Annotated in this window: 18 protein-coding genes, 1 tRNA gene and 1 pseudogene; 17 read left to right on the top strand and 3 right to left on the bottom strand. The window is 55.7% G+C overall.

The window, feature by feature from the left end; translation table 11 throughout:
* The first annotated feature begins 311 nt into the window (after positions 1 to 311).
* The 12 genes from Poly41_RS22480 to Poly41_RS22425 all read left to right on the top strand — a co-directional run bounded on the left by Poly41_RS22480 (position 312) and on the right by Poly41_RS22425 (position 19093).
* On the top strand, positions 312 to 1424 hold the full coding sequence (locus Poly41_RS22480) for a type IV pilus twitching motility protein PilT (RefSeq protein WP_146529128.1): 1113 nt from the start codon (positions 312 to 314) through the stop codon (positions 1422 to 1424).
* A 1-nt stretch (position 1425) separates the two neighbouring features.
* Positions 1426 to 3144 carry a GspE/PulE family protein gene (locus Poly41_RS22475; RefSeq protein ID WP_146529125.1) on the top strand — a complete coding sequence of 573 codons (1719 nt, stop codon included), beginning with the start codon at positions 1426 to 1428 and terminating at the stop codon, positions 3142 to 3144.
* 51 nt (positions 3145 to 3195) lie between these two features.
* Positions 3196 to 3552 carry a four helix bundle protein gene (locus tag Poly41_RS22470; protein WP_146529123.1) on the top strand — a complete coding sequence of 119 codons (357 nt, stop codon included), beginning with the start codon at positions 3196 to 3198 and terminating at the stop codon, positions 3550 to 3552.
* 81 nt (positions 3553 to 3633) lie between these two features.
* Positions 3634 to 5070: a type II secretion system F family protein gene (locus Poly41_RS22465; protein WP_146529121.1), complete on the top strand. Its 1437-nt coding sequence runs from the start codon at positions 3634 to 3636 to the stop codon at positions 5068 to 5070.
* A gap of 146 nt (positions 5071 to 5216) precedes the next feature.
* Entirely contained in the window at positions 5217 to 5756 is a 540-nt protein-coding gene (locus Poly41_RS22460; protein ID WP_146529119.1) for a Uma2 family endonuclease, read from the top strand.
* A 76-nt stretch (positions 5757 to 5832) separates the two neighbouring features.
* A complete protein-coding gene (locus tag Poly41_RS22455; protein ID WP_146529118.1) occupies positions 5833 to 6975 on the top strand; it encodes a type II secretion system protein in 1143 nt (380 codons plus the stop codon).
* The gene (locus Poly41_RS22450) at positions 6972 to 8291 is read left to right on the top strand and encodes a type II secretion system protein (protein WP_231615858.1); all 1320 of its coding nucleotides are present in this window, start codon (positions 6972 to 6974) and stop codon (positions 8289 to 8291) included. Before Poly41_RS22455 ends, Poly41_RS22450 begins: the two co-directional genes overlap by 4 nt.
* Positions 8288 to 9553, top strand: a complete 1266-nt coding sequence (locus Poly41_RS22445; protein ID WP_231615857.1) for a pilus assembly FimT family protein — start codon at positions 8288 to 8290, stop codon at positions 9551 to 9553. The genes Poly41_RS22450 and Poly41_RS22445 overlap by 4 nt, the downstream gene beginning before the upstream one ends.
* Positions 9553 to 10788 (top strand): hypothetical protein, encoded by a 1236-nt coding sequence (locus tag Poly41_RS22440; protein WP_146529116.1) that lies wholly within the window; start codon positions 9553 to 9555, stop codon positions 10786 to 10788. The genes Poly41_RS22445 and Poly41_RS22440 overlap by 1 nt, the downstream gene beginning before the upstream one ends.
* Before the next feature lie 80 nt (positions 10789 to 10868).
* Entirely contained in the window at positions 10869 to 16505 is a 5637-nt protein-coding gene (locus tag Poly41_RS22435) for a hypothetical protein (protein ID WP_231615856.1), read from the top strand.
* A 14-nt stretch (positions 16506 to 16519) separates the two neighbouring features.
* The gene (locus Poly41_RS22430) at positions 16520 to 18568 is read left to right on the top strand and encodes a PulJ/GspJ family protein (protein ID WP_146529114.1); all 2049 of its coding nucleotides are present in this window, start codon (positions 16520 to 16522) and stop codon (positions 18566 to 18568) included.
* A gap of 12 nt (positions 18569 to 18580) precedes the next feature.
* On the top strand, positions 18581 to 19093 hold the full coding sequence (locus tag Poly41_RS22425) for a hypothetical protein (RefSeq protein WP_146529112.1): 513 nt from the start codon (positions 18581 to 18583) through the stop codon (positions 19091 to 19093).
* Between the two features lie 66 nt (positions 19094 to 19159).
* On the opposite strand, the gene Poly41_RS22420 is transcribed toward Poly41_RS22425, so the two are convergent.
* Positions 19160 to 19411, bottom strand: a complete 252-nt coding sequence (locus Poly41_RS22420; RefSeq protein WP_146529109.1) for a hypothetical protein — start codon at positions 19409 to 19411, stop codon at positions 19160 to 19162.
* Between the two features lie 149 nt (positions 19412 to 19560).
* Between Poly41_RS22420 and aroH the strand changes: the two genes are divergently transcribed.
* The 5 genes from aroH (at position 19561) to Poly41_RS22395 (ending at position 23572) form a co-directional block, all read left to right on the top strand.
* Positions 19561 to 19986, top strand: coding sequence for a chorismate mutase (aroH, locus tag Poly41_RS22415; protein WP_146529107.1), 426 nt, complete (start codon positions 19561 to 19563; stop codon positions 19984 to 19986).
* Between the two features lie 3 nt (positions 19987 to 19989).
* A complete protein-coding gene (locus tag Poly41_RS22410) occupies positions 19990 to 20946 on the top strand; it encodes a hypothetical protein (RefSeq protein WP_146529105.1) in 957 nt (318 codons plus the stop codon).
* A 190-nt stretch (positions 20947 to 21136) separates the two neighbouring features.
* Entirely contained in the window at positions 21137 to 22999 is a 1863-nt protein-coding gene (locus tag Poly41_RS22405) for a sigma 54-interacting transcriptional regulator (RefSeq protein WP_146529103.1), read from the top strand.
* A gap of 73 nt (positions 23000 to 23072) precedes the next feature.
* Complete coding sequence (locus tag Poly41_RS22400) at positions 23073 to 23441, top strand: hypothetical protein (RefSeq protein ID WP_146529101.1); 369 nt, start codon at positions 23073 to 23075, stop codon at positions 23439 to 23441.
* Positions 23442 to 23498: 57 nt separating this feature from the next.
* Positions 23499 to 23572: transfer RNA gene (locus Poly41_RS22395), tRNA-Pro, on the top strand.
* A gap of 270 nt (positions 23573 to 23842) precedes the next feature.
* Here Poly41_RS22395 and Poly41_RS35020 read toward each other — a convergent pair.
* Positions 23843 to 24352 (bottom strand): annotated as a pseudogene (locus Poly41_RS35020) (tyrosine-type recombinase/integrase); the annotation flags it as partial.
* Between the two features lie 832 nt (positions 24353 to 25184).
* Positions 25185 to 25436 carry a hypothetical protein gene (locus tag Poly41_RS22385; RefSeq protein ID WP_146529099.1) on the bottom strand — a complete coding sequence of 84 codons (252 nt, stop codon included), beginning with the start codon at positions 25434 to 25436 and terminating at the stop codon, positions 25185 to 25187.
* Positions 25437 to 25485: the final 49 nt, after the last annotated feature.

Below are 25485 nucleotides of genomic sequence, written 5' to 3'. Positions count from 1 at the left end.
CGAGGGCTCGGATGTCTTCGAAACGAGCCCGTGATGGACCGAGCAGGATCGGGGTGGCCCGCCTAGGCAGCTCCCGAATCCGGCGTCGCGACCCCGAATCGGGTGGTGGTCGCACCCCTGTCGATCGCATGCCACCGGTGGTGAATTGCCCCGTGGCCGAGCCCATGCAAATTTGGAGCCTTTTGCGGCAAATTCGCATCTTTCCTTGGATTATTCGCGTTAGGCGGAGATAATGGGGGTGCCGGCACAATTACGCCACATCGCGTGGCGACTCATCTCGTCTCATAAATAAGCCTTTCGGGAGTCCTCCGTTGGCCACCCTCTTAATTGACAAGCTTCTGCACGCCGCGATCAAGCAAGGTGCGAGCGATATCCATATCGTGGTCGGCCAGCCGCCCGTTTTCCGTTTGCACGGGCGAATGCGAAAGCTGGACACAAAGACACTTGAGGCGGAAGATGCGGTGGGATTGATGAAGAGCATCACCCCAGAACGCTGTCAACGAGAGCTTCAAGAATCGGGGGGTGCCGACTTTGGTTTTGCCTTCGGCGAGCTGGCACGATTCCGCGTGTCGGTCTTCAAGCAGCGTGGTTTCATCTCCATGGTGCTGCGGCAGATTCCCAATGACAAATTGACCCCAGAGCAACTCGGTTTGCCTGAGGTTGTCGTCAAATTGATTCATCGTCCGCGTGGATTGTTTCTGGTGACGGGGCCGACCGGTTCGGGGAAAAGTACGACGCTGGCCAGTTTGGTCAATCTGCTCAACGAGACGGTCGACCACCATATCATTACGATCGAAGACCCGATCGAGTTTTACCACGACCACATTGAGAGCACGATCAACCAGCGCGAAGTGGGAGTGGACGTGCCGAGTTTCTCCGAGGCGATTCGGCGAGCGTTGCGGCAAGACCCGGACGTGATTCTGGTCGGCGAGCTTCGCGACTTGGAAACGATCGAAGCCGCGATCAGTGCGGCGGAAACGGGCCACGTTGTTTTTGGGACCTTGCACACCAACAGTGCTCAGGGCACGGTCAACCGAATCATCGACGCGTTCCCCGGCAACTTGCAGGACCAGATCCGAACGCAGCTCGCCAGCACGTTGATCGGTGTGGTGGCTCAAACGCTCATCCCGCGGATTGGTGGCGGTCGAGTTGCGGCCTACGAAGTGTTGGTGGTGACGCCAGGGATTGCCAACCTGATTCGCGAGAACAAGACGTTTCGTATTAACAGTTCGATGCAAACCGGTGCCAAGTTCGGAATGCAATTAATGGATGATGCTCTGTTTAGCCACTGGAAGGAAGAGAAGATCACGGTCGAAGATGCTTTGTCGAAAGCGCACCGGCCGGATGACTTGGCAAAACGTATCGTTCAATTCCGTCACGGCGGTGGCGACAACCCGATCCCTATTCCTGAAGACGACAAGTAGCATGGCCCCACGTCGAATCGGACAGATCCTCGTTGACCTCGGTTTTCTCACCGACGAGCAGCTGGAGATCGTACTCGAAGAACAGGAACAACAGCCTGGATCGTTGTTCGGCAAGATCGCCGAAGACATGCAGCTGATCACCGACGAGCAGTTGATTCAAGCGCTCGGCGAGCAGATGGCGATGCAAACGGTGTCGCTCGAGGAAGCCAACATTCCGGAAGAAGTGTTGGCGAAAATCTCGGAAACGATGGCCCAATTGTACCGGGTCGTGCCGATCCAGTTCGATGAGGATTTGAATCGCTTAACCGTGGCGACCTGTGACCCACAGAATTTGACGATTCAAGACGAGTTGCGGACCTTCTTGGGGTACGACATTGCGATGGTCGTGGCGACCGAACGCGATGTGTTGCAGGCGATCACCAAGCACTTTGACAGCGCCGCCGAAAGCGTCGAGAAATTGGTCGCGGAACTGGCCAATGACGAGGAACTCAAACGGGTGATCTCGGCACTCGAAACGGAAAAGTTCAACATCACCGATGCCGAGGCGTTGGCCGATTCGGCGCCGGTTCGCAAGCTGCTCAACATGGTGATGTTGTTGGCCATTAAAGATCATGCCAGTGACATTCACTTTGAACCGTTCGAGGACGAGTTTCGAATTCGGATCAAGGCCGAGGGGGTTTTGTACGAAATGGTGCCCCCGCCACGTCACTTGGCGTTTGCGATCACCACGCGAATCAAGGTGATGGCAAGCTTGGACATTGCCGAACGGCGGATGCCGCAAGACGGACGAATCGAATTGATGGTCGGCGGTCACCCCGTGGACCTTCGCGTCAGCGTGTTGCCGACCATTTTTGGTGAAAGCGTTGTTATGCGGGTGCTCGACCGAAGCGTCGTGAACTTGTCGCTCGAGAATGTTGGGATGGATGATGCGACCATCGCGAATTTCCGCAGCGCGATTGATCGGCCCAACGGGATCATCTTGGTCACCGGGCCAACGGGAAGCGGAAAGACGACGACGCTGTATTCGGCACTGACCGAATTGAATGACATCCAAGACAAATTGATGACGACCGAGGATCCGATCGAGTATGACATCGACGGCATCATCCAGATTCCGATCGACAGCGACGTCGGTGTCACGTTCGCCGCCTGTTTGCGAGCGATTTTGCGACAGGACCCCGATACGATTTTGGTGGGGGAGATCCGTGACCTGGAAACGGCGGAAATCGCGATCCAAGCCTCGCTGACGGGCCACTTGGTCTTCAGCACCTTGCACACCAATAGTGCTGCGGCCACGGTCACTCGATTGAAAGACATGGGCATCCAAGCGTTCATGATTTGCGCCACCGTGGAAGCGATTTTGGCTCAGCGGTTGGTGCGCCGGATCTGTACCAAGTGCCGCGAAGAGACGCGGGTCAGTAGTGACATGTTGTTCGATCTGCGGTTGGATCGTGACGAGATTGCCGACAAAAAGTTCTTCAAAGGCACCGGTTGTGACGCCTGCAACAACACCGGCTACAAAGGTCGAATCGCGTTGTTTGAATTGATGATCATGAACGACACCATTCGCGAAATGGTGATGGTCAATGCATCGACCGACGAACTTCGCGATGAAGCGCAAAAGAACGGGATGATTCCGCTCCGAGAATACGGAATGGCACTCGCCTGCGACGGGATCACCACGCTCGACGAAGTCATTCGCGAAACGGTGGAGGAGTAGCGGGCAGGTGACAGTTTGCAGATCACAGTTAGCAGACGAGAAGATTTGCTGGTGAGTTGGAAGTCATTTGAAGACCTGGAGATTTGGAAACGCGGTTGCAAATTGGCAGTCGTCGTTTATGAATCGCTTAGCGATTCACGAGATTATGGACTGCGAGATCAGATGCAACGGGCTGCGGTGTCCATTCCGTCGAACATTGCAGAGGGGTCCGAGAGGTCAAGCAAGGACTTCGTTCGATTCCTTAAGTATTCAATCGGGTCGGCAGCAGAACTCCGAACTCAAGCCTACATCGCATCACGACTTAACCTGATCGATCTACCTACTTCAAACACGATTGTCGATGAAACGAAGCAACTTGCTCGAATGATTCAATCGCTGATCAACAAACTCGAGACACCTGACACCTGACACCTGACACCTGACACCTGACACCTGACACCTGACATCTGACACCTGACACCTGATTGCTGATTGCTGAGAGCTTTTATTATGCCTGTTTACCAATTCGAAGCGATGGACGCGGCCGGACAAGAGATCCGGGACGAAATTGATGCTGCCAGCGAAGAAGAGGCGCAAACCACGATTCGCCAGATGGGATACTTCGTCACGAAGATTTCCGTCAAAAAGCAGGCGGCAGGAACCGCGGGGGGAGGCAAACGAAAACGTGGCTTCGCGATTGGGGGTGCCAAGACCAAGCACATCTGCGCGTTCACACGCCAATTATCGATTTTGCAAGATGCGGGGCTTCCGATTTTGCGTTCGCTAAAGATTTTGGAGAACAACCAAAAAGGGGGCAAACTAAAGTTTGCGCTGCAGGATGTTTGCGAGGAAATCGAAGGCGGAGCGACACTCAGCGAAGCGATGAGTAAATGCCCCAAGGTATTCAGTCGACTGTACGTCAACATGATCAAAGCGGGCGAGGCCGGTGGTGCACTCGAAACGATTCTGCAGCGGTTGGCGGAGTTCTTGGAGCGAGCCGAATCGCTGAAGAAGAAGGTGAAAGGTGCCTTGATTTACCCGTGCGTTGTGGTCACGGTCGCCTGTTTGATCTTGACCTTCATTATGTTGTTCATCGTGCCGACGTTTGAAAAGATGTTTGACGAGTTCGGTTTGAAATTACCGACGCCGACCGTGTTGCTGATCGCGATGAGCAGCTACATCGCGAACTATTGGTTCCTGCTGATCGCCATGCCGGTCAGCTTGCTGATCTTCGTCAAGTTTGTGCGTAAATTCCGACATGGTCGAGTTGGCTTTGACCAATTCATCATCAAGGTGCCGATCTTTGGCAGCTTGATCGAAAAGAACATTTTGGCTCGAACCACTCGAACACTCGGGACGCTGGTCAGTAGCGGCGTGCCCATTTTGGAAGCGATCAACATCACTCGCGAAACCTCGGGCAATGCGATGTTCGAACGTTTGTTCACGAAAGTCAACGATCAAATTCGCGAAGGCGAAGTGATCAGCAAACCGTTGCGCGAACACAGCGAGCCAGGGTTCAATCCGATGGCGATGTTCTTTTGGGCCTTGTTTGCAGCGTTCCCAGGGGCGATGGTGCTCAGCGTCGCCGTCACTGCGGCGGGAACCAAGATCGATGACGGCGTGATGGTCCAAAACCTGATGAATATGTCCTTGTACATGATCACCGGCGGCGTCGCTTTGGCATGCTTGTTCTACATGACAAAAATCAAATCAAGAGTCGTCGATGACCTGGTGGTCAACATGGTCGACGTCGGCGAAGAGACGGGCGAGCTTGACACGATGTTGTACAAGGTCGCCGATACCTATGACGAAGAAGTCCGTACGTTAACCGATGGATTAACCGCCATGATGGAACCCTTGATGATCGTGTTCCTGGGGTTCGCGGTCGGATTCATCGTGATCAGCCTATTCATGCCGCTGGTCGACTTGATCACAGGGCTTAGCTAGTGAGCAGTGAGCAGTGAGCAGATGTCAGGCAGCAGCCTGACATCTGACATCTGACATCTGACATCTGACATCTGACATCTGACATCTGACATCTGACATCTGACATCTGACATCTGACATCTGACATCTGACATCTGACATCTGACATGCACCTCACCATCGAATTACCGAACCGCAGCGAAACGTTAGCGAGCAATCGCGAGCGTTGGGCTGAGGTCTTGGCAGACCGAGAGTTGGCGGTGCATGGTTATCGAGTGGAGACGAATGCTTTTGGACAAGTCATCATGACACCACCGGCAGGCGGACCGCATAGCAGTCGGCAGAGTCAGATTGCTTATTGGTTGCAGAATCGACGCGGAGGCCGGGGCTTGGTGGAATGTCCAATTTCAACAAGCGACGGGGTCCGAGCGGCCGATGTCGGTTGGTACTCCGTCGAGCGATACGCTCACGTCCGAGGCCAGTTGGCATTTGAGCTCGCGCCAGAAATTTGCGTGGAAGTCGAGAGCCCACGGAATACCGAACTCGAGCTAAGGATCAAACGACAATTGTACTTTGACGCGGGCGCCCAAGAGTGTTGGCAGTGCGATCTCGAAGGCCGCATGAGTTACTACCTGTCGACCGATCCTGAAACGAAACGAAACCAGTCAACGCTTTGTCCCGATTTCCCCAACACGATTGAAGATTGAAAAGAAGCTTTCAGCGGTCAGCCGACAGCTGATCGCCGATCGCCAAACGCTCACTTCCCCTTGAGACCCGAATCCAATGCAAACCACTAAACCCCACGCCTTCACTCTTGTTGAAGTCCTCGTCGTGATCGTCATCATCGGAATCTTAGCCGGGATTGGGATTCCTGCGGTGATGATGGGCATCCGGGGTGCTCGTCAAACGGCGGTCAAGTTGGAAGTCAACACGCTCGGTCAAGCGGTGGACGCTTACTTGCACGAACATGGTGATTACCCGCCGGATGGCAGCGACCAAGCGGTCATCGTCCGTCACATGCGCAAGCTGTTTCCTCGTATGGCAGAGCCTGATTTGACGCTCTTGGACCGGTTGACGGACAACTCGGCGGCCGGTGCCCCGACGGGTGCGACGGTGTTCAGCCCCGTTGCGATGGACCGAGCCGAAGCGTTGGTCTTCTTTTTAGGGGGGTTCAGCAAGGATCAGCAGCACCCGATTACAGGCAAAGGGGGGCCGTTGGAGCTGCTGCCTGGAGCCAGCAGCGACCTCACCGATTTGTCAAACTACCAAGTCAATGCAACTCGCGACAATTCCTTCTTCGATTTCAAGCCGGAAAGATTGACTTATGGTCGTGTGACGGACACCAGCCCGCTGCTCAGCACGGATGAGACGTTGTTTGGCTATGTGGACGCGCTGCATGGTGGTAACGACTTGTTACCTGCCTATCACGCCGATGGAGATGAAGATTCACCGATTGTCTATTTTGACTCGCGGACGTACGGAGCCATTGCGGTCAGTAGCTACAACGGTTACCTGTCGGGGCTTGGAGAGGTGGGCGGCGTTCGGCCTTACAAGACCGAATTGACGATCAAAACGCCGGCCAACGGCACCAACTATGCGACGGAAGCGGAAGCGTTCGCTGCGGTTCCTTTCCACAACCCGGATACGTTCCAAGTCATTTCACCGGGGCTCGACGGGGTGTTTGGAGCGGCGGTCAACGATCCTCATGGGCACACGACGCCATTTCCGGTGCACTTCGTCACCGAAACCGGACGTGCGGTTGCACCCGAGTATGGATCGGGCGTGAGTAGTCCTGATGACTTGTATGTGATCACCAGCAAGGGATACCAGGACCGCGATATGTCCTCGAGTATTTCGGTCAATGGACACCTTGATAATGCCGCCAACTTTGCCGAAGCCGCAACGCTCGAAGGAGAGATGCAGTGAGACTTCGATCTGTAGTGATCGACCGAAGCCGATCTCGGCACCACGATTCACCAGCGTTCGGTTTTACGCTCGTCGAGATTCTGATGGTGATGGCGATCTTAAGCATTATGGGGGCCATGGTCGTGACCGCAGTCCGCGGCGTGACGACCAGTGCTCGCAAGGCGCGAACCCAATCGATTATCGCGTCGATTGATAGTGTGTTGCAGGAACAATACGAGTCGTACAAGTATCGCGCGTTTTCGGTCGAGATTCCCGATCTCTATGACGTCGCTCGGCAAACGGGCAGCGAAGTCGGTTTTGAAGTGTTGTCCACCGAGGCGGCAAGGATGCGGTTGATCATGAACCGAGATTTGCAGCGCATGGAGTTGCCTGATCGGGTCGCGGATATCAAAGAGCTTGTCGTGGGCGGGCCTGTGGCTGCGTCCCTGACCGCCGCCGCCAACCCGGTCATGATTGACACCTCTGACCTCGATGGGGATGGTGATACCGAAGAGATTATTGGGACTCGAGCGGACCTGACGAGCCGTAAGTCCTTTTCCGTCAATTGGTACGATCGGGGAAATAATTTGCCCAGCCGTACCGCTTCGTACCGCAATCGCATGTCACCCACTTGGGTGTCGATCACAGCGGCGGATCGCGCACTGGCGGAAACGCACCAAGGGGCCGAGTGCCTGTACCTGATCATGGCGAGTTCCTTCGTTGGCGGAACCCCGGCGATCGACGCGATTCCAAGCTCGAACATCGGAGACACCGACGGTGACGGGATGCTCGAGATCCTCGACGGCTGGGGCCAACCACTCGGGTTCGTTCGTTGGCCCGTTGGAATTGTCGATACGGAAGCATCCGTTGACATCACCAACCCCGATGACTTCGATCTGTTTCGCACTGATTTTTCCTACGCGGTGGGTGCGACGCCGACGAGCGTGGAAGCCATGTATGTTAATTCCATTCCGCAAGCACGCTGGAAACCTTGGTCCATCCGGCCCTTGGTCGTTTCCGCTGGTGCGGACGGGGAATTCGGAATCACCTTCAACCCGGTTACAGCCGTCAGCAACGGTAGCGTCGAGCAGACCGGCTACAGTTATGTTGCTCCCGCATGGAACTGGCCCGCTGACACCGATCACATGGGGATTGAAGTGGGCGGCCGAAGCGCGTCGATCGCTTACCCTGATCCCTACTTGCGTCAGTTCATCGCGAATAACTTGGATTCAGGGATCTTCACCGGTAAGCTGCCGGGCCAAAATCTCGACGGAGCAACGGAGCAAGAGAATCGCGCGGACAACGTTTCAAACTACCAATTGCAGGCGTCACAATGAGTTGGTCAATAGCGAATCACTTGTGGCATCGAAATGATCGCGACGCAGTCAGCGATCGTGGGCTACCTGCTTGGATGCCGTCGGCATCGGTAACACGAAAAACGGAGGGGGCTTTGCCCCGCTTTGCTAAAGCAACCTTCCGCTGCGGCTACACGCTCGTCGAAGTCTTGGTGGTGATGTTCATCTTCTTGTTGCTTGCGGCGGTGGCTTTGCCGAGAGTTCGGGCTTTGATTTCCGATGGCAAGGGGACTCGTGCGGCCAGCGGGTTCGCATCGTATATCGACACGGTTCGCAGTCGAGCGATTTCCGAAGGTCGGCATATGGGAATCCGAATCGAGCGAATCGTTCCCGTGGTTGATGGTTACGATGATTACGGAAGCTCGGCATCGATTCGGATTCGACAAATTTCCGGTGTGCCACCCTATTCAGGCGAATCGGCTGACGCCCACGGAGTTTTACGCGATATCGACACCACAATTCCGGGGGTCGATAGCATCGAGCTTTCCTCACGCGATAATCAGCTGTTAGCGCTGAGCGCGACCATGATTGGTAGCGGTGAAGCCAATCCTCCGGTTCAAATCGGTGATTTGCTGGAATTGCCCGGTGGACGGACGGTTCCGATTACTGGCATTTCGGTATCGCCGCCGATGACCGATCCGACGAGCACGGTTTTCTTGACGTTCAATCTGCGGAATGCGATCGATGTGGCGACCTCGGCATCGACCTTTGAGTTTCCTTCGTCGACACGCTCCTATGGCGTGGGGGAATCGATTCGGTATTTGATTCATCGCAGTCCCGCTGTTTCCTCTACGGCGCCGTTTGACTTGCCGAAGGGGATCGCGGTGGATCTGAACTATTCGGGAATCGGTGTCGATGGCAATCAGTTTGCAGCGGGGACCAGTGCTTACAGTCCGATCGACTTGATCTTTGGAATTGATGGCAAGGTTGAATACGTCAACGGTTCGGATGGATTGGTTCGTTCACCGACGGGTTTGATTTTTCTTTGTTTGGGCGAGACCGATGGTATCCGCCGCGACGATTTGTTTTCGACGGAGAATCGCGCCACTGCAAATTTACTGAATCTCGATTCGAGTTGGATTGTGATCAATCCCAATACAGGCAGCGTTTCGGTTTCTCCCTTTGCGACGGTGTCGTCGTTGCCCACGGGGGTTGTGACCGACCCCACCGATGTCTCGCTCGATGTTGCGCTCGCCCAAGCTCGCTCTTTGGCGCTCCTGTCTGACACAAAGGAAGCGAACTAATGCGATTCTCTTTGACCAAACAATTTCGTAGTGCGATCACCCTTGTTGAGGTGATGTTTGCCATCGGTGTTGTGCTGATTGGCTTGTTGGGACTGTTGTCGGTGATGCCATTGGCGGGCCGACGGGCACAGGATTCGATTAGCCTCAGTATGGGATCGGCGCTGAGCGAATCGGTGCTGACGGATCTGCAATCTCGACGGTATCTCAACAACGGCCAATTGGGACAAGTTCCATCGATTCGCCCAATCGCCGCGCTCACAAAGCTAACCGTTCCGACGATGACAACGCCGACGATGCTACCTTTCTGTATCGATCCGATGTTTGCATCCTTTGATGCCGATGCAAACTCCCGAACGCTTTCGACCAACGGCTACGACCCGACGCTGTTTCCGTTTTACAAAGTCAATCATGATCCACTGCTGGATCCCTCGTCATCCAACTCAACCGTCTGGCCGTTTCCTCAGCCGCGAATGCTACGCGTCGGCGTCACCCGCTTGAAGTTATTCAATGCCATGCTGAACATCGAAGAGGCATTGATGTTGACAGAGAATCAAGACGACCTGCCCGTTTTTCGGCCCAAGGATCGTTCCTTGAATTCCACGTACCAGTCGATGGAGTCGGTGTCGAGCGGATTGGACTATGGAAAACGAGTGCCGACGGGTGACTTCAGTTGGATCGCAACGGTGAACCCGTTGCCGGGTAATGTCTACGCCACGGTTTCAATCGTCGTGATCCGCGACCGTGAGCGGACGTTTGAAGTCCCAACGACCGTTGCAGCGACCCCTCGCGAAAATGCGGAAAGCGAGCGGTTGGCCTACGTCAGCTATGCACAAGGATTTAGTGGAGGTTCGGGTGGCACCGTGCACCTTGTGGGTGCGGGCAATACGATTTCGCGTTTGAGAACCGACGATTGGGTCCTGCTGTCGCGACGATCACCGGCGCCAAACTTGGTGTCCCAGCATCGTTGGTATCGCGTCGCGTCGGCGGATATCGATGCGGAGGAAGCGGTTCCGACCAGCAACACGAGTCTGAACGGAACGGTGCCGTTGCCCGACCCCTCCCCTGCAAACCGAAACAGCGAGGTGTGGCTCCGACGAGTCGTGCTCGACGGGCCTGATTTTACCTTCGGCTTTACCGGTTCCGCCGACGGAGCGGTGGTCGACAACACCTTTGCCACGATCGTTCCGAACGTGGTCAGCGTCACCGAACGCGTGATGCTGTTGAGCGATCTATGAGGCAGTGACGAATCATGATCCACCCTTCCTCTTGTTCATCTCATCTTCCATCGAATTCGCTAGCCTGTGAGGCTACTACCATGAAACGTTTTCAACGCAAACGGCGCTCTGGCATTATTCTGTTGGTGGTCCTTGTCGCCTTGACGTTTTTCAGTGTGTTGATTGCGACCTATTTGGTGTTCAGCAACAACTCGCGTCAGTCGTCATTCGCGATGGCCAGTCGAAATACGCGCGGGCCCGATCCGAATGCCTTGCTTGATGAAGCATTGATGATGTTGGTACGTGGCACGGATGATCCGCAGAATCCCTTTTACGGCGAGGACTTGCTGAGCGATTATTATGGTCGCGGCGATGCGCATGATTGCCGAGTGAAAGAGGGCGATTCGGCGGCAACGCCGCCGACCGGTCCGATATTGCTTGGCGATTCGGGTGGCAGTTTCATCCGTTTGCCGATTGAAACCACCACCAACGTTCGCCCGATTGACGAACCTTACGATGATGTCTTGACCGGACGATTGATCACGTTCCTTGCCGGACCGCTGCGCAACCGAACCTATCGCATCCTGCGTTCGGTCTATCGCCCGCCGACGACTGGGGTTCCACCGCAACCGGCTTACGACGATGTCTTCATTGAGTTGAAAGAAGATTGGTTTGCGACGACCACGCCGACCGTGGCTCAGGTACGCGAGTTGTTCTATCCCAACCCCACTTCGACAACGGCTTCGGGATACCGGATCCACATCAACGGCGTACCACGCAATTCGAAAGGGATTGGTTTCGATACAACCGAAGTGGATGCAACGGTGGTGATGCCGACGATCGCCGATACGGTTGCCAACATTCCTGCCGGAACGAACATCGGTTTTTCCGATTTGCCAGCCGCACTGCAACCGAACCATCTACGGCGGACCGTCAATAAATCGACGATCAAGGGAGACTTTGATGAAGGCTATGATGCACCGGACTTTAACAATTGGTTCTTGAGTTACCGCGATTCGGCGGGGAATGTGATTCCGTCGTTTCACCGACCGTCGGTTTTGAATTACATTTTGAACCAGCGAGGCGCGTGGGGGACACCCTCGGTTTCTCCTGAGCTTGATGCCACGGCCGTGGATTACCGAAATGTCTTGGTGAGCTTGGCACGGGGGACGTTTCGCCCGATCCCGATCGCCGAGAAACAACTACTCAATGGAGGAACCGTTGCCACGCAAAGCAGGGCGATCGACGCGGGGTTCACCGGTGGCAACGCGGAATTTGCATTGCGAACTCCGGTTCGTTTGCTCCGCGATGACGGCAACCTGTTGCCGAATGCGGCAAACCGACTTGACCAGTTGGTCCGTGCTTTGATCAACGGACAATATGACGTGGACAATGATGGAGATGGGATTCCCGACAGCATTTGGGTCGATCTGGGTTTGCCGTTGGTGACTTCACGCGAAGGCAAACTGCTGCGTCCCATGGTCGCTGCGATGATCGAAGATTTGAGTGGCCGTTTAAACGTCAACGCTCACGGCAATACACAGTTGCAATTCCAAGCCGCGGCGATGTCGTCGGACGCAGCCGAATGGGCTGGCACCCGCGAACCGATAAACAACGCGGCAAATAGCGAACCTGCTTTTCGCGGCGTTGGCTATGGGCCGGCGGAAATCACGATTCCGATGACTTCAAGCAGTGGCTTGATCACCAATGCAGCGATCCGAACCGAATTGAATGCAATTCGTGCAGCACGTTATGCCGGTGAAATGGGCCACACCTTCTCGGTTCCAGGTCAATGGAATGCCGATCCCCTTGACGTGTTGCGCACCGGGCCACGTCCAAGGTCGCAGTACAACGCGAATGGCTATGGTTACTCCATCGATCCGTTTGGTCGGGGAGGCATCGGGATCGGCCGCAGTGGCCACCTAGTTGCCGCGGATTCCGGAACGCTGATCCGTGCCGATGATACGATGACCGCCACGGTGGAAGCAACGATCAACGAGGCGGTCAATGATCCCTACGAAATGGATCCAAGTGGAGAACTGAACGGCGACCAAGCCTTTTCCTTGGCCGATTTGGAAGCGATTTTGCGATCGTCTGACTTTGACTCCGATATGCTGCCACAGCGATTGCGGACCCGAACGTTGGCTCTATTGGCCAACTATCGAGAGTTTTCGCGAGCGTTGACAACCCACAGCCGATCGAGCGATGCATTGCCGGGGGCGAGTGCCTCGGAAGAGAGTGCTTTTGTGACGTTGGTCAAGTTGATGGACCCGACGTCGGCGCTCAATGCGAATCAGGTGAAGCGTCTGGTTGCACCTGAGTTTCGATTGGGCAGGAAATTGGATGTGAATCGTCCGTTTGGCAATGGCATCGATGACTTGGGAACGTTGCGGGTCAATGACGATGGTGATGGCAGCACCGACGAGCCGGACGAACGCAACGGCGTTATCGACGAACCCTACGAAGTCGCCAATGAAACCGAAACGTTTGCCGCGTCCCCCTCGTCGGGACAAACGGTCCCGAGTGATTTTCGAACGCTCGTTCCAGAGTATCTGTATGACGAAACCTCGGTCCCGCCACCGCCATTTCCCCCAGTGGTGAATAGCCGAACGCTACTCGCGCGGCACCTTTACACCTTGATGATGGCTCTCACCGATGACGGGTATTCGTTCCCATCGGTATCAAGTACGCCACCAACGAGTTTCGATCCGGATCTTTATCGTGCTCGTCGGATTGCACAGTGGGCCGTGAATGTCGTGGACTACCGTGATCCCGATGCGATCATGACCCGGTTTGTCTATGACCCGAATCCGTTTGATGCCTCAGGCTGGAATCCTCCTTCGACATCGGTTGTCTGGGGCGTTGAGTCACCCGAGTTGCTGTTTAGCGAGTCGATGGCGTTTCACGATGTACGGCTCCGTGACACCAATCGAGATAGTTCAGGTAAGGACAAGAGCGATACGCCCCCGGATGAAGATTCGGACCAAGTTCGGATGCCCCAGGGCTCGCTGTTGTTAGAACTTTATTGCCCTCGTCCGACCGTCAACACGCTGTCGACCACGTCCGCGCTCGGCGACGAGACCACCCATGCGGGAGTGCCACAAGAGTTTTATTCGGTCAATGCGATGACCGGAGCCTATCAGCTTGATCTGACCCGAACGGCTCCACCTCGCATTGTCGGCAGCCCCGGAGCACCGGTCTGGCGCATCGCCATCTCCGAGCGTCACGACGCGTTGCTACCCCCCGCAGCAGCCGCAAAGACGAACGCGAATCCCGAAACGCTCCGCACGACTTTACCGGACACTGCGTCTTTCCAAATCGATGCCCAGGATGAACTCGATCCAACGGCGTCCGACTTGACCTACGATCGCTTTATTTGGTTCAACAATTTTGGGGATCCGGTTGCCAATCCGTCTGCATCGATGACGCTGGTGGATAATGTGATCACCGACAACGTGATTGCGGATATGAATGCCAATCAGGTCTTCTTTGCGCCCAACCTCGTCGGGGGTTTCAATTCCGATAGAACGTTGGAACCGGGACAGTACCTTTGCCTCGCTCCACGCGCCACCACAGCCTTGGGGTCGAAAGAGTACCCGACCGTCGGCACCTTCCCCGGAATCCCCAGCGAGCAGCGGCTCTACGTCGTCGATGGCCAGGGATTGATGCAAAAACGACAAGATGGATTGCCGTTGACGCCAGCGATGGTCGCCGGGACCGGACCCATTTCACCGGCATTGCCGCTCATCATCGGTGCGCCAAGACCCATCCCGGCCATCACCGGCTGGGGACCCGCAGCCAATGTCTTCGCCGACGATATCGTCGGCTTGAATGTATCCGAACCACTACCGAACGGTGGCAGTTACTATCCGGAACCTCTGTTCTCTTACAACGGAATGGAGGATCTGGACGGGGCCGGTGGGATGGACTACCCGCTGACGGATGCCTATATCGATTTCGAGGCTTTGCTCGACTCCGCACGTGATACCCCGTTGGATGTCGGTATTGGACGCATTCCTGACAATGGAGCGGCGACCGGGCCGGAGCCATTACTCGGCACCTTGCCGGAATACTGTTCCGCTTTCTTGCAGCGTCTTGCGGATCCCACGCTGCCGCATGATCCGGTGACCAATCCCTACCGAACGGTCGATTGGATTCCGATCGATTTGACCATTTTTAGTGGTGAGGATCGAGAAAACAACATCTCGGGCGCCGCGAATTACACACGTCGAACGCGGCAACGCAATGGCTTTGTGAAACGAACCAGCGGAGTGCCCGTGCAAGGTCATTCCCTCTACTCCTATGAGACGGACTTTGCGAACCCGTCCGTACCGCTGGACGCTGCCGCGCCGGACTACTTCTCGTTCTCGGTTGCACCCAATGCGGCTCATCTGCAATCTTCCTTCAGCTTCTTGAATACCGATACGGCGCTGATGATTCCGGCCAGTGACATCAATGCTGGATTCGTTGGTTTTGCGCCGACGATCGGTAGCCTGCCTGGTGCGATCGCGAACAACGTCGTCGGCCATGATCGCGGCTTGCCACGAGTTCCTTTTGCGATTCACCCGTGGCTCAATCGGCCCTTCGCTTCCCACTTGGAATTGATGATGGTGCCGGGATGTTCTCAAGGCCGGTTGTTCGAGGAGTTTAGTTTTGATCCCACGGGCGCTACGGATCCCGATGTCTATCCCACCTCGGCGACATCGGCCGATGCGGATCTTTTCAATGCGCCGTTCCGGCATTTGCTAAACTTCTTTCATGACAGCGAAACGGCGGGTGATGCGGCTCACTTTGCCAGGCTGTTTGATTTTGTCCACACCTTGCCACGATTCCGTGGCGAAGTCGAGTACATCAATCGCGACCGATTGTTCGCCAGCGATCCGGTCAAAAACGCTCAACTCAATGAACTCCGATCGTTGTTGCTTCCCCCTTTCAATTTGACCTTTGACGATCTGCGCGAGGGAACAATCAACCTCAACACGTTGGCAGAGTTTCCCGTCTGGGCTGGCTTGATGCAGGGACATCTCAACACGGATGAGTTTTCCAGTGTCAGTGGAACGGCCACTGCCAATCAACTGGCATTTGCCAAGTTTCTAGAGAGCCGACGTGGCTACACACCGGGTACGGGGACCGCAGCACGTGTGACCGCCGCGGGGCCATTTAACTACGCCCCCAATTTGCTGGATGAGCGGTTCCCGACTCAGTTTGCGGGACTGTTTACCAACAACATCAATGCCAAACATGCACCGGAACTGCGTGATCCCGCCGCAACCGGGCTGCTGCGTCGTCGAGGTGTCAACGGGACTCTGTTGCGAGGCCTTGGAACGGTTGCGACGAATGACCCCGACGAAACGGGGGCAGCCAATGTCACCCCGATGTTTGTTCGTGCCCAAGGGCAACTGCCAACTCAGAACTTGGATCTTCCGGTCGGTATCAATCCAACCGGTGACCTCCACCTCGACCGCAAACGCAACCCATTCCTTCGCTACCAAACGTTGATGCGAATGCCGAATCTGGTTTCGGATAACTCTCAGGTTTTTGTTCTGCGATTGACACTTGGTCTGTTCGAAGTCGATTCGGGAACCGAGAGTTTGGGACGCGAATACAATGAAGAAACAGGACAAAATCAACGTTACAAGGCATTGTTCATTATCGACCGTTCTCGAGAAGTCGGCTTTGTTCCCGGCGTCGATTTGAATGCTCGCGACACCGTCCTCTTCGAGAGCTACGCACAATGACCCCGGTGAATCCCATGAAACAACTCAACAATCAAAAACCTCAACGCGGATTCACGTTGGTCGAGATGTTGGTCTCGATGGCCGTGACCTTGTTGATGATGGCTGCGCTGGCCCGTGCCTTTGCATTCGTTGGCGAACGCGTGCGTGATAGTCGTGCGGATGTTGAAATGACCAACGAGCTGCGTGATATCACGACGCGTTTGAAGGACGAACTGGAACAATGTACCGTGACGATGGAACCGGCCCGTGGCGGCACCGATCCGTTGGGCTACTTCATGTATTACGAAGGCCCGCTCACGGACGCAACCTCATCGCTGTTTCGCGTCTTCACGGATGCAGCCGGCGACACGGTACTAAACGATGCAAAGTACGGTGACCTTGACGATGTGCTGGCCTTCACGGCGGTAGCGAAACCAGGGACCTGGTTTTCGGGAAAGGTGCCGCGTTTTGTCTTGGATCAGAAAACGGTCGAACTGCTGCCGGTCAACAACGACTCCGACACCAGCAACAACATCCTCTACAATCCCGCGAATTTCCCCGGCAGCGCGTGGGATCCCGTCGTGATTCGTTCGAAGTATGCGGAGATCGTCTACTACGCCAGTCCGGAATACGCACCCGTCAGCCTGCCCGCATCGCCCGTCTACATTGATGTCGACGGCGATACCGACTTGGGAAGCGGTTCGGCATCGGAGAATGGATATCCGGATCGAGTCAAATTGCATCGCCGGGTGCTGTTGATCCGCCCCGACCTCAACATGTCGAACGGCACGATCCAATCTCGATCGTTCAATCCGGGAGATGGGAATTTGGCTTACATGCTCGCCGATGCTTGGCCCACCGCCAGTTCGGCGACGATCACGAGCAGTGCCGTTGCGGCCGATGCATGGATGTACGGGATGGCGGCGGTCCACCAGCAATGTGACTTGTCGCTGCGGCGCGTGCTCGACAGCGACGGTTTGCCGACTCAGGTGGTCGCAGCCAATTCGATTCAAGATCTTGCCTATCCGCACAACCGGTTTGGTCACATTCGAGTTCCGTCGGCATTGATTCACGGATCGGGTGGAAGCTCGCCGACATCGATGCCGGTTTTGGCGCTCGGCACGCCGCCGACGGTTTTAAACATGTTGGCCGCCAACGGTGATCGCATCGCGCCACCGCTCGCGGTGGCGGGAGCTTCGGTCGTGACGCCCACTGCGCTTTCGGGTTTTCTTCGTCCGGAATTCGTTCTCGGATATGACCTCTCGCATCGCGATAGTCTCAATGACAAGTGGGGGCTCCAGCGCCTGGGTGAGGATGTGTTGACCAACAACACGCTTGGTTTTGATCTGAAAATCTATGATCCACAAGTGTCGCTATTTACAACAACGAACGGATTGGTGCTTGGCCCCAACGATGCCGGTTATCGCGAAGCCATGCAGGAAGCAGTGTTGAGTTTACAGGCTCAATCGCCAAGCGGTCTTACATCCGTGGATGCCGTTGTGACTCGAGTGCAAGGCGATTTTGTCGACCTGTGTTATCCCGTTTTAGCCGGAGGATCGCTACGAGGGTGGCAAGCGAGACCTGTCGATCGACGTAGCACGTCGGCCGATATTGCCGTAGCCTGGGACACCCGTTACTTCGATTCTGATTTTCTGGTGACGCCGTTTTCTGGCGTGAGGTATCAGACCGCGGGAGCCCTTCCCAACACCGCGTATACGGATTGTCTCTATTCCTCAGGAAAACTGGTCACGACGACCTCAGGCACGGGGGGACATTCGATTCGTCTGTTCCAACCCACCTTCGACACCTTTTCGAGTGTTTACGAACACGATGGGTTCATGGAGGGGAATTGGAATGGTCGAGGGGCCCGTTGGAGCACGACGACGCCCGCAACCAGCCCGAGTGTGGATGCGGGGGCGAACGGTCTTGATGACGACGGACGCTTTGGCGTGGATGACGTTGGCGAGAAAGAAGTGTGTGCCCCCTTTGTCGAGAAACCCGAAGCGATTCGTGTCACCATTCGTTTAGAAACGCCAGAGACTCGACAGATCCGCCAGACCTCGGTAACGCATTCGGGTCAGTAGTGGATTTGATGCATGGATGAGAACCCATTCGGTTTCGAACGATTTCAGAGGATTGCGATCGCGCTGTTTGCTGCGGCGTTTTTGTTGATGGTCACGTTGCGTGTCGTTCATGTCGTGGCTTCGCTGGCGAATCGACCGGCCGAACGACCGCATGACTTCACGGAACGGGAGGACCTGCTCGGTGAGACCACTACGCTCGTCAATCTGGTCTTTGATCCTGCCGCGGCGGTGATGATTACGTCCGGGGCCGATGGGCTGCCGGGGCGAGCGGGCCTCGATGATGACTTCAATCAGGTCATCGATGACAACTCGGAACTGGGTGCGTTTCGTGGTGATGACATTTGTTTGACGCCAGCCGATGCGGATTACGACGGCTGGCTCGCCAGTGATCGGGCGCACCGAACGCTGAGCCTCGGTTGCTTCGTCCCGGAAACCGGCGACCGCTCCGACGAGAGCCCGCGGCGACGTTGGATCGTCCAAGGTCAAACCGGCGATGCCTCCTGGACCTGGATGGTGGACAGGTAGCAGTGAGCAGATGTCAGTGAGCAGTGAGCATTTGCTGTCATCTGTCATCTGTCATCTGTCCGCTGCCTAAACATACTTTTCGAGCAATTTGGCCACCTTTGCGGCGTCGTCTTCTTCCTGCATCTGCTTGATCTGCTTCTCAGGGATGCCGATTTTTCCCAGGTGGCTGGCCAGCCGTTTCCAGACTTGAGTCCGTTTTTTCCCCTCGCTCAGGTACAGCTCCGTGACGGCTTCCTGGGCTTTTTGCAGCCCAATCGCATCGCGGTTCTGGTAATAATTCTTAATGATTTTTTCTTGGTGGCGACTGTGTTCTGCCATGTTTGCTCTTTTCGAATAGGAATTTGGCTCGATCCGGATGCCCTCCCTCGATTATCGGCTGACCGGTGCGTATTCTATAGCAGGATGAGCGGTCCCAAAATCCTCTCCCGCATCCCCCAATCAACGTTTTATCTGAAAGCCTGCTAACAATGACTGTTTGCCGTGGAGTCCGAGGCGCGACGACTGTGGAAAGCGATGATCGTCACCAAATCCTCAACGCGACGCGTCAATTGCTCGCATTGATGATCCGCCAAAACGAGATTGATTCCGCGGACATTGCAAGCGCTCAGTTCACGGTCACGGCAGACCTCAAAGCCGAATTTCCCGCTTTGGCCGCCCGGCAATTGGGATGGTTGGAAGTTCCGATGATCTGTGGCTACGAAATTGCTGTCGAAGGATCGTTGCCGCGTTGTATTCGAGTGATGTTGATGTGGAACACGGACCGACCTCAAACGGCGATCCACCACGTCTACCTGCACGACGCAAAACGGCTGCGTCCCGATCTGGCTGAGTACCCGCCTGTGGATTTCGCAGAGCTGGAACAGTGGATTCAAGATCATTTGCGAGAGGAATAGCCGGTGGCTGCTGCGACACGAATTCGATGGAAGGCGGACGTCCCTCTCAGCGCCATCCACGCCGCTCGCGTCGTTGCGGTTGGAGCCCCCTGCAACGACGAAAAACTGGAACGCGCGCTGGTTCCCTTCGTGACCGAGATCAACGGCCGGTTGTTGACTTCCTCGATCGACATTCGTCTGTTTTGGAACCAATTGGTCAGCGATGTTCTCCGATTCGACAGCGTGGACCGAGCGTGTGAAACGTCGTTGGTCGCCTCGGGATGCAGCGAATTGCAGGCCGACCAAACCAGTCGTGGAATTGTTCGACAACTCGACGAGTGCCGATTGGCGCTGACCCAGCGATTTCCGCGGCTCGGTGATCAATTGGAATTGCGGGCCAATCCCATCAAGGATCGTTGGGAAAGTGTCGGCCCCGGCTTGCTCAACGCCATTGCCAAACAGATCTGGAAGGATGCGACTCCCAAAACGTGGTGGTCACCACGATTGGACGCACGGTTGGTTCAGCCTGTTCGAGGGGGTGATGGCGGATTTGGTCCTCAGGGCATCGCTTTTTGGATCGAAGCGTTGTTGACCGATGTCGATCCCAGGGTCCCCGAGGTGTTGCGGGTGGCCTGGTTGATCACCCGTGGAGCCATCGAGAAGCACGTGGCGGAAAAATCGACCGACGTGCCGGCGGCGACTCCCGATTCCCGAACGGCCTCCGGTATTCGCCCGATTCGATTGCTGCCAGCGTGGGCGTTTGCCTCCGTTCCGTTGACCCTCCACGCCGCAGCGGAACTCGACATGATCCCTGCTGAGAATTTACCGATCGCCGAAGCGATCGAGCGGTGGCGGTTGTCAAAGGGGCCAATGGCCGGTGACATTGTCTCACGCTGGTGGAACGATTTTCAGTCGCATCCCCTTCCGCTGCCTGTTGCCCTCAAGACGTTGCTCCAGGCACTCGAGCGGGGCGGCGAATAGGCCGAAGCGGCACGCACGGGGCTTTTAATAGCCATAAACCGGATATTTTTTCCCGCTCAAGCTCCACAACCACTTGCCGATGTCTTAAAATGAGACTCTCGGGGGAGGGGCGAGTGGCTTCTTCTATCCGCTCGCTCTTCGGCGTTGCCCGTACGCCCCGATTTGCCGCAAGCCCTTTTCGCGTAAGCCCATGTCACTTGAAGTGAAGAACGACACGACGATTGCCTACTTACGTGTTCAGAGTGGTCCCGAGAAAGGACGCCAGTTCACGCTCGATCCGGATCGCCCGATGCATATCGGACGAGGAAAGAACTGTGAGATCATGCTGACCGATCCCATCAGCAGTCGCTTCCATGCGGTGATTTTTCATGAGGAAGGTGGCTGGCATCTTCGTGACACCAGCAGCCGGAATGGCACGCTCGTCAACGGCCAAAAGACGGACCACGCCCGTTTGGTTCATCACAACACCGTCACGATCGGTGCGACCGAGTTGCAGATGATTGAACTGGAAACGGAATCGAGTGAGGAGACGTCGCTGACCGAAACCTTTTCGCACGATGACTTCAAGACCGAGCGAAGTTGGCTTGCCGGCGATGAGGACCCGTTGGCCCATGTTGCCGCCACCGGCTATTTGATTGACTTGTACTCACTCAGCCTCAGTCTGTTGCGCTGCAACGATTCGGACGAGGTGATCGATACGTTGGTGAAATTGCTTCGAGATCGAACGCAAGCGGATGTGGTCGGATTGACATTTGATTCGGGTGACGGGCAACTCAAACCACGGCGCGTGGAGCCTCCTGAGGCGCAGGACGAGGTGGTCATTGAAAAATCTCTGGTGCGAAGGATTGTTCGCGAGGGCGAGGCGATTTGGATCAATGATCTGGTACAGAGTTCAGCGACATCATCGAGGTCGCCGTCGCAAGCACCGCCATGGGCCGACATCATTTATGCGCCACTGATTTGCGAGGGCACCAACTTGGGTGTCTTGCATTTGTATCGCCGCAAACCCAAGTTCACACAATCGCAATTCGAGTTAGCGGTCGCGGCGGCACGCTTGTTGGCGATTGGGTTGAGCCAAGCGTTTGAGCGAGACTCGTTGAAAGCCGAAAGGAATCGGATTGCCGATCGCAATGCGGATTCCGATGAGTTGATTGGATCGAGTCCGATCATGGTCAAGTTAAAGGAGCGGATTGTCCGGGTCGGCTCCGCGACCGGGTCGGTTTTGATTCGAGGGGAGAGTGGTTCCGGAAAAGAACTCGTTGCGCGTGCCGTGCACCGCGCAAGCCGTCGATCGAAGCGTCCCATGTTGACGGTCAATTGTGCCGCGATCCCCCATGACTTGATTGAAAGCCAGTTGTTCGGCCATCGCAAAGGTTCCTTCACGGGTGCCGACAGTGACCATATCGGATGGTTTCAACAAGCTCACACGGGAACTCTGTTTCTCGATGAGATTGGCGAATTGACGCTTGAAGGCCAAGCCAAGTTGTTACGGATCCTGGAAGGTCATCCGTTCTTGCCCGTCGGGGCGACCGAAGAAGTGTTGGTGGATGTTCGTGTGATCGCAGCGACCAACCGCGATCTCGCTGAGTTTGTACGAGAGAAACGTTTTCGCGAGGATTTGTTCTATCGGTTAAGTGTCTTTGAGCTTGCGGTGCCCCCGCTTCGTGATCGAGGCAGAGACATCGAATTGTTGATGAATCATTTTCTCGAGCACTTTCGTCGCCAACATGGCCGCCCCTTGCTGGGCCTCAGCGACGAAGCGCAATGCCGACTGCTCGAGTATCCTTGGCCCGGTAACGTCCGCCAACTTCGCAATGTGATCGATAGCGCCGTTGTCATGGCGGACGACCCAGCGATCGAAGGAAGCGACCTGGGGCTGCGGGATGCCGGACTCAGCCGGCTCGATACGCTGCGGCTTGATGAATGGGAGAAGCGGCTGATTCGAAAAGCGGTCGAACGTACCAGTGGCAGCGTCCCGGAAGCGGCCCGGTTGTTGGGGATCAGTCGAGCAACGGCCTATCGGAAGATCACCGAATACGAAATCAAGCGATAGGTAGTGGCTTGCTCCGCCGCACCCAGGTATGATAGCGGGGTGGATTTCCACATTCTGCATTGATCGATCGCGTATGTCGAGGGTTTCCGAAATGCACGAGGAGTATCACGGCTGGGACGTTGAAGACGAAGAAAAGGGAACATGGAAGTTTGCAGAGGTTTACGGCCACAAGAAAGGGGCCGACACGTTCGTCATTGAGGACTTTGGAGCGAAGGCAACCACGCGAGTCGCGGTGTCTGCGATGTTGGCGGCGACCAAGCAGTTTAAGTGCAAACTGCATGTTTCCAAGACCGACAGGACGATGTCGCTGCTGAACCAGTTGGCGGAGAAGTCGATGCTCAAGATGGCATCGGTTCGGAGCGGAGGGCAAGAAGAAGTAGGCGTCTTGGCAATTCGCGCGACCCCGCCCGCGAAACCCCGCCCGTGGTGGAAGTTCTGGTAAGTCCCCTCCTCCCCCGTTGACGAACCGACCATCGAATCCGACGATAGAGAACCAGATCGGGGTGTGGCTCAGCCTGGTAGAGCGCTGCGTTCGGGACGCAGAGGTCGCAAGTTCAAATCTTGTCGCCCCGACTTCGGAAAACCCCGCAAAACACGTCGTTTTGTGGGGTTTTCACGTTTCTGAGGTGAACCAGAAACTTTACCCATCTTGCCAGTAATTGACTCCGTTACACTCGTTTTGTCAGTGTCGAGTGTAACCGTCGTGGTAACCGTTCGCGGTCCGTCAGCCATGATCGGCAGTTCCGGCAGCAGTTCGACCGCCCCGGAAGTTTCGAGCAGCCGTTCATCGGTGTAGGTGTTCATCGTCAGCGTGATGTCACTATGTCGCATCACTGCTTGGGCGGTGCGAGGTGCCACGCCCGCCGCCGAAAGGTGGGTGCCGGTCGAATGACGCATGGCGTGTAAGTGAACCCTACCCTTGTTTTCGTCAATCTTGTCGATTCCGGCCGCTTCTAGGTCGCGGTTCAGGATCCGAAGTAACCCCGATGGAACATAGAAAACCAATTCGTTCGACTTTTTGTCCTTCGTCCACTTACGAAGTTCGGCGGCAAGATCGCTTTTCAGCGGTACTGTGGACCCTTTCCGGTTTTTTTCATTGCTCGAACGCAAAATCAAAAACGGAATATCGCCAAAAGAAAGGTCGCCGACCCGAAGCGTCCGCAACTCATTAGACCGAAGCCCGGTCAAGATCAGCGTTTTGTAGATCAACGCCCGCTCGAATCCTAACCGTTCTAGTTTGGCCCTCCGTCCGTCCGATACCTTCGCGACTTGCTGTCCCTTGTTTTTTCCCCGTCGCACCGTCAATGCATCTTCAAGCGGCCTACACTTGGCAAAATCGAGTAGCCGCCGCATTTCGCCAAGCGTCAACGCTCTAGCAATTCGTTTTCGGTCGTCCTTCTCGTTTCGCTTGCCGAAACCGTCAAACGGATTGAATGACAACCGTCGTTCACCCGTTTGGGATTGTCGCTTGCCTTCCAAGCGTCGTCCGGTAAGCCACCAGCCGAACGCAACCCACAAGCCGGAATGCCAATTGTAGGTGGCCGCCGACATCTCGGACTGATCCCGCAACCACTTCCGAAGTGACTCGGCGTTCAAATCTCGAAGCCAGCGAAAACCGCAACCGTCACAGGCCGCCGCGAAACGTGTCTCGCTCGTTTTGATTCGCTGGGAGTTCACACCACGCCCTTTCAGATCAGCGATGTAGTCGGCGATGTGATCGGTCAGCGGTCGTTTGCTATGTTCGCCAATTTCCAAATCTGCGTTTGTAAGTGAACCCGCTCGAACCTTGTCGGCGATAGATTCCAGTTCGGTCAACTTCGTCATTGCTGCCGTCTTATCACGGCAACCCGTTGCGACCGTTTGCACAAGGCCGTTACCGTCGCGGTATCGGACCGTCCACGTTGCCGCCTCGGTCAGAATGCGGTTGCCGTTCTTGGCAACTTCGGCGGTTCGTTGCTTTCCTTTGCGGTCTTTCCACTTTGCAAACGGTTTTCCATTCCGAGTGAAGATTGTCGCATTCGCGGGAATGGGTCGCGTTACTCGCTGTTTGAAAATTGCCATTGCGTGATAACCCCTATCACAACCTAAGTGAAGAAAGCCGAAGCAGCCGAGTAGGTTTTGCTCGGTTTTCGGCCGCTAAGCCTAGCTTCGGTGTGGTCATCATAGACCGAAGCGTCGGTACAAATCAAATGTCGTCGTTCGTTTGCTTAGTTCGCTGGTGATCCGGCGGCCGGTATCCCACAAACCCACCGCACAAACCGCAAGTCGTCCGAATCCATCCCGAGCGGCGTTTGTCCGGTCGGTCGATCCACCGTCGGCGGTCGCTGTGACAACATCGAGCCGTTTCGGGTGGTGTCGCTGGTGATCGCTCCGGCGGTGGCGTGATCGGTGCCAGCGTCCAGAGTGCTTGTAGTTCGGCGGCGGTCGGTGCCGGCATCGTGATTGCCTTTTCTATGAGTCTGTCTCTTGGTCGTAGACCATAAAGA

This window comes from Novipirellula artificiosorum, assembly GCF_007860135.1.
GTDB lineage: Bacteria > Planctomycetota > Planctomycetia > Pirellulales > Pirellulaceae > Novipirellula_A > Novipirellula_A artificiosorum.
Note: the sequence above shows the minus strand (reverse complement) of the source record. Positions and strands in the feature narration are given on the sequence as shown.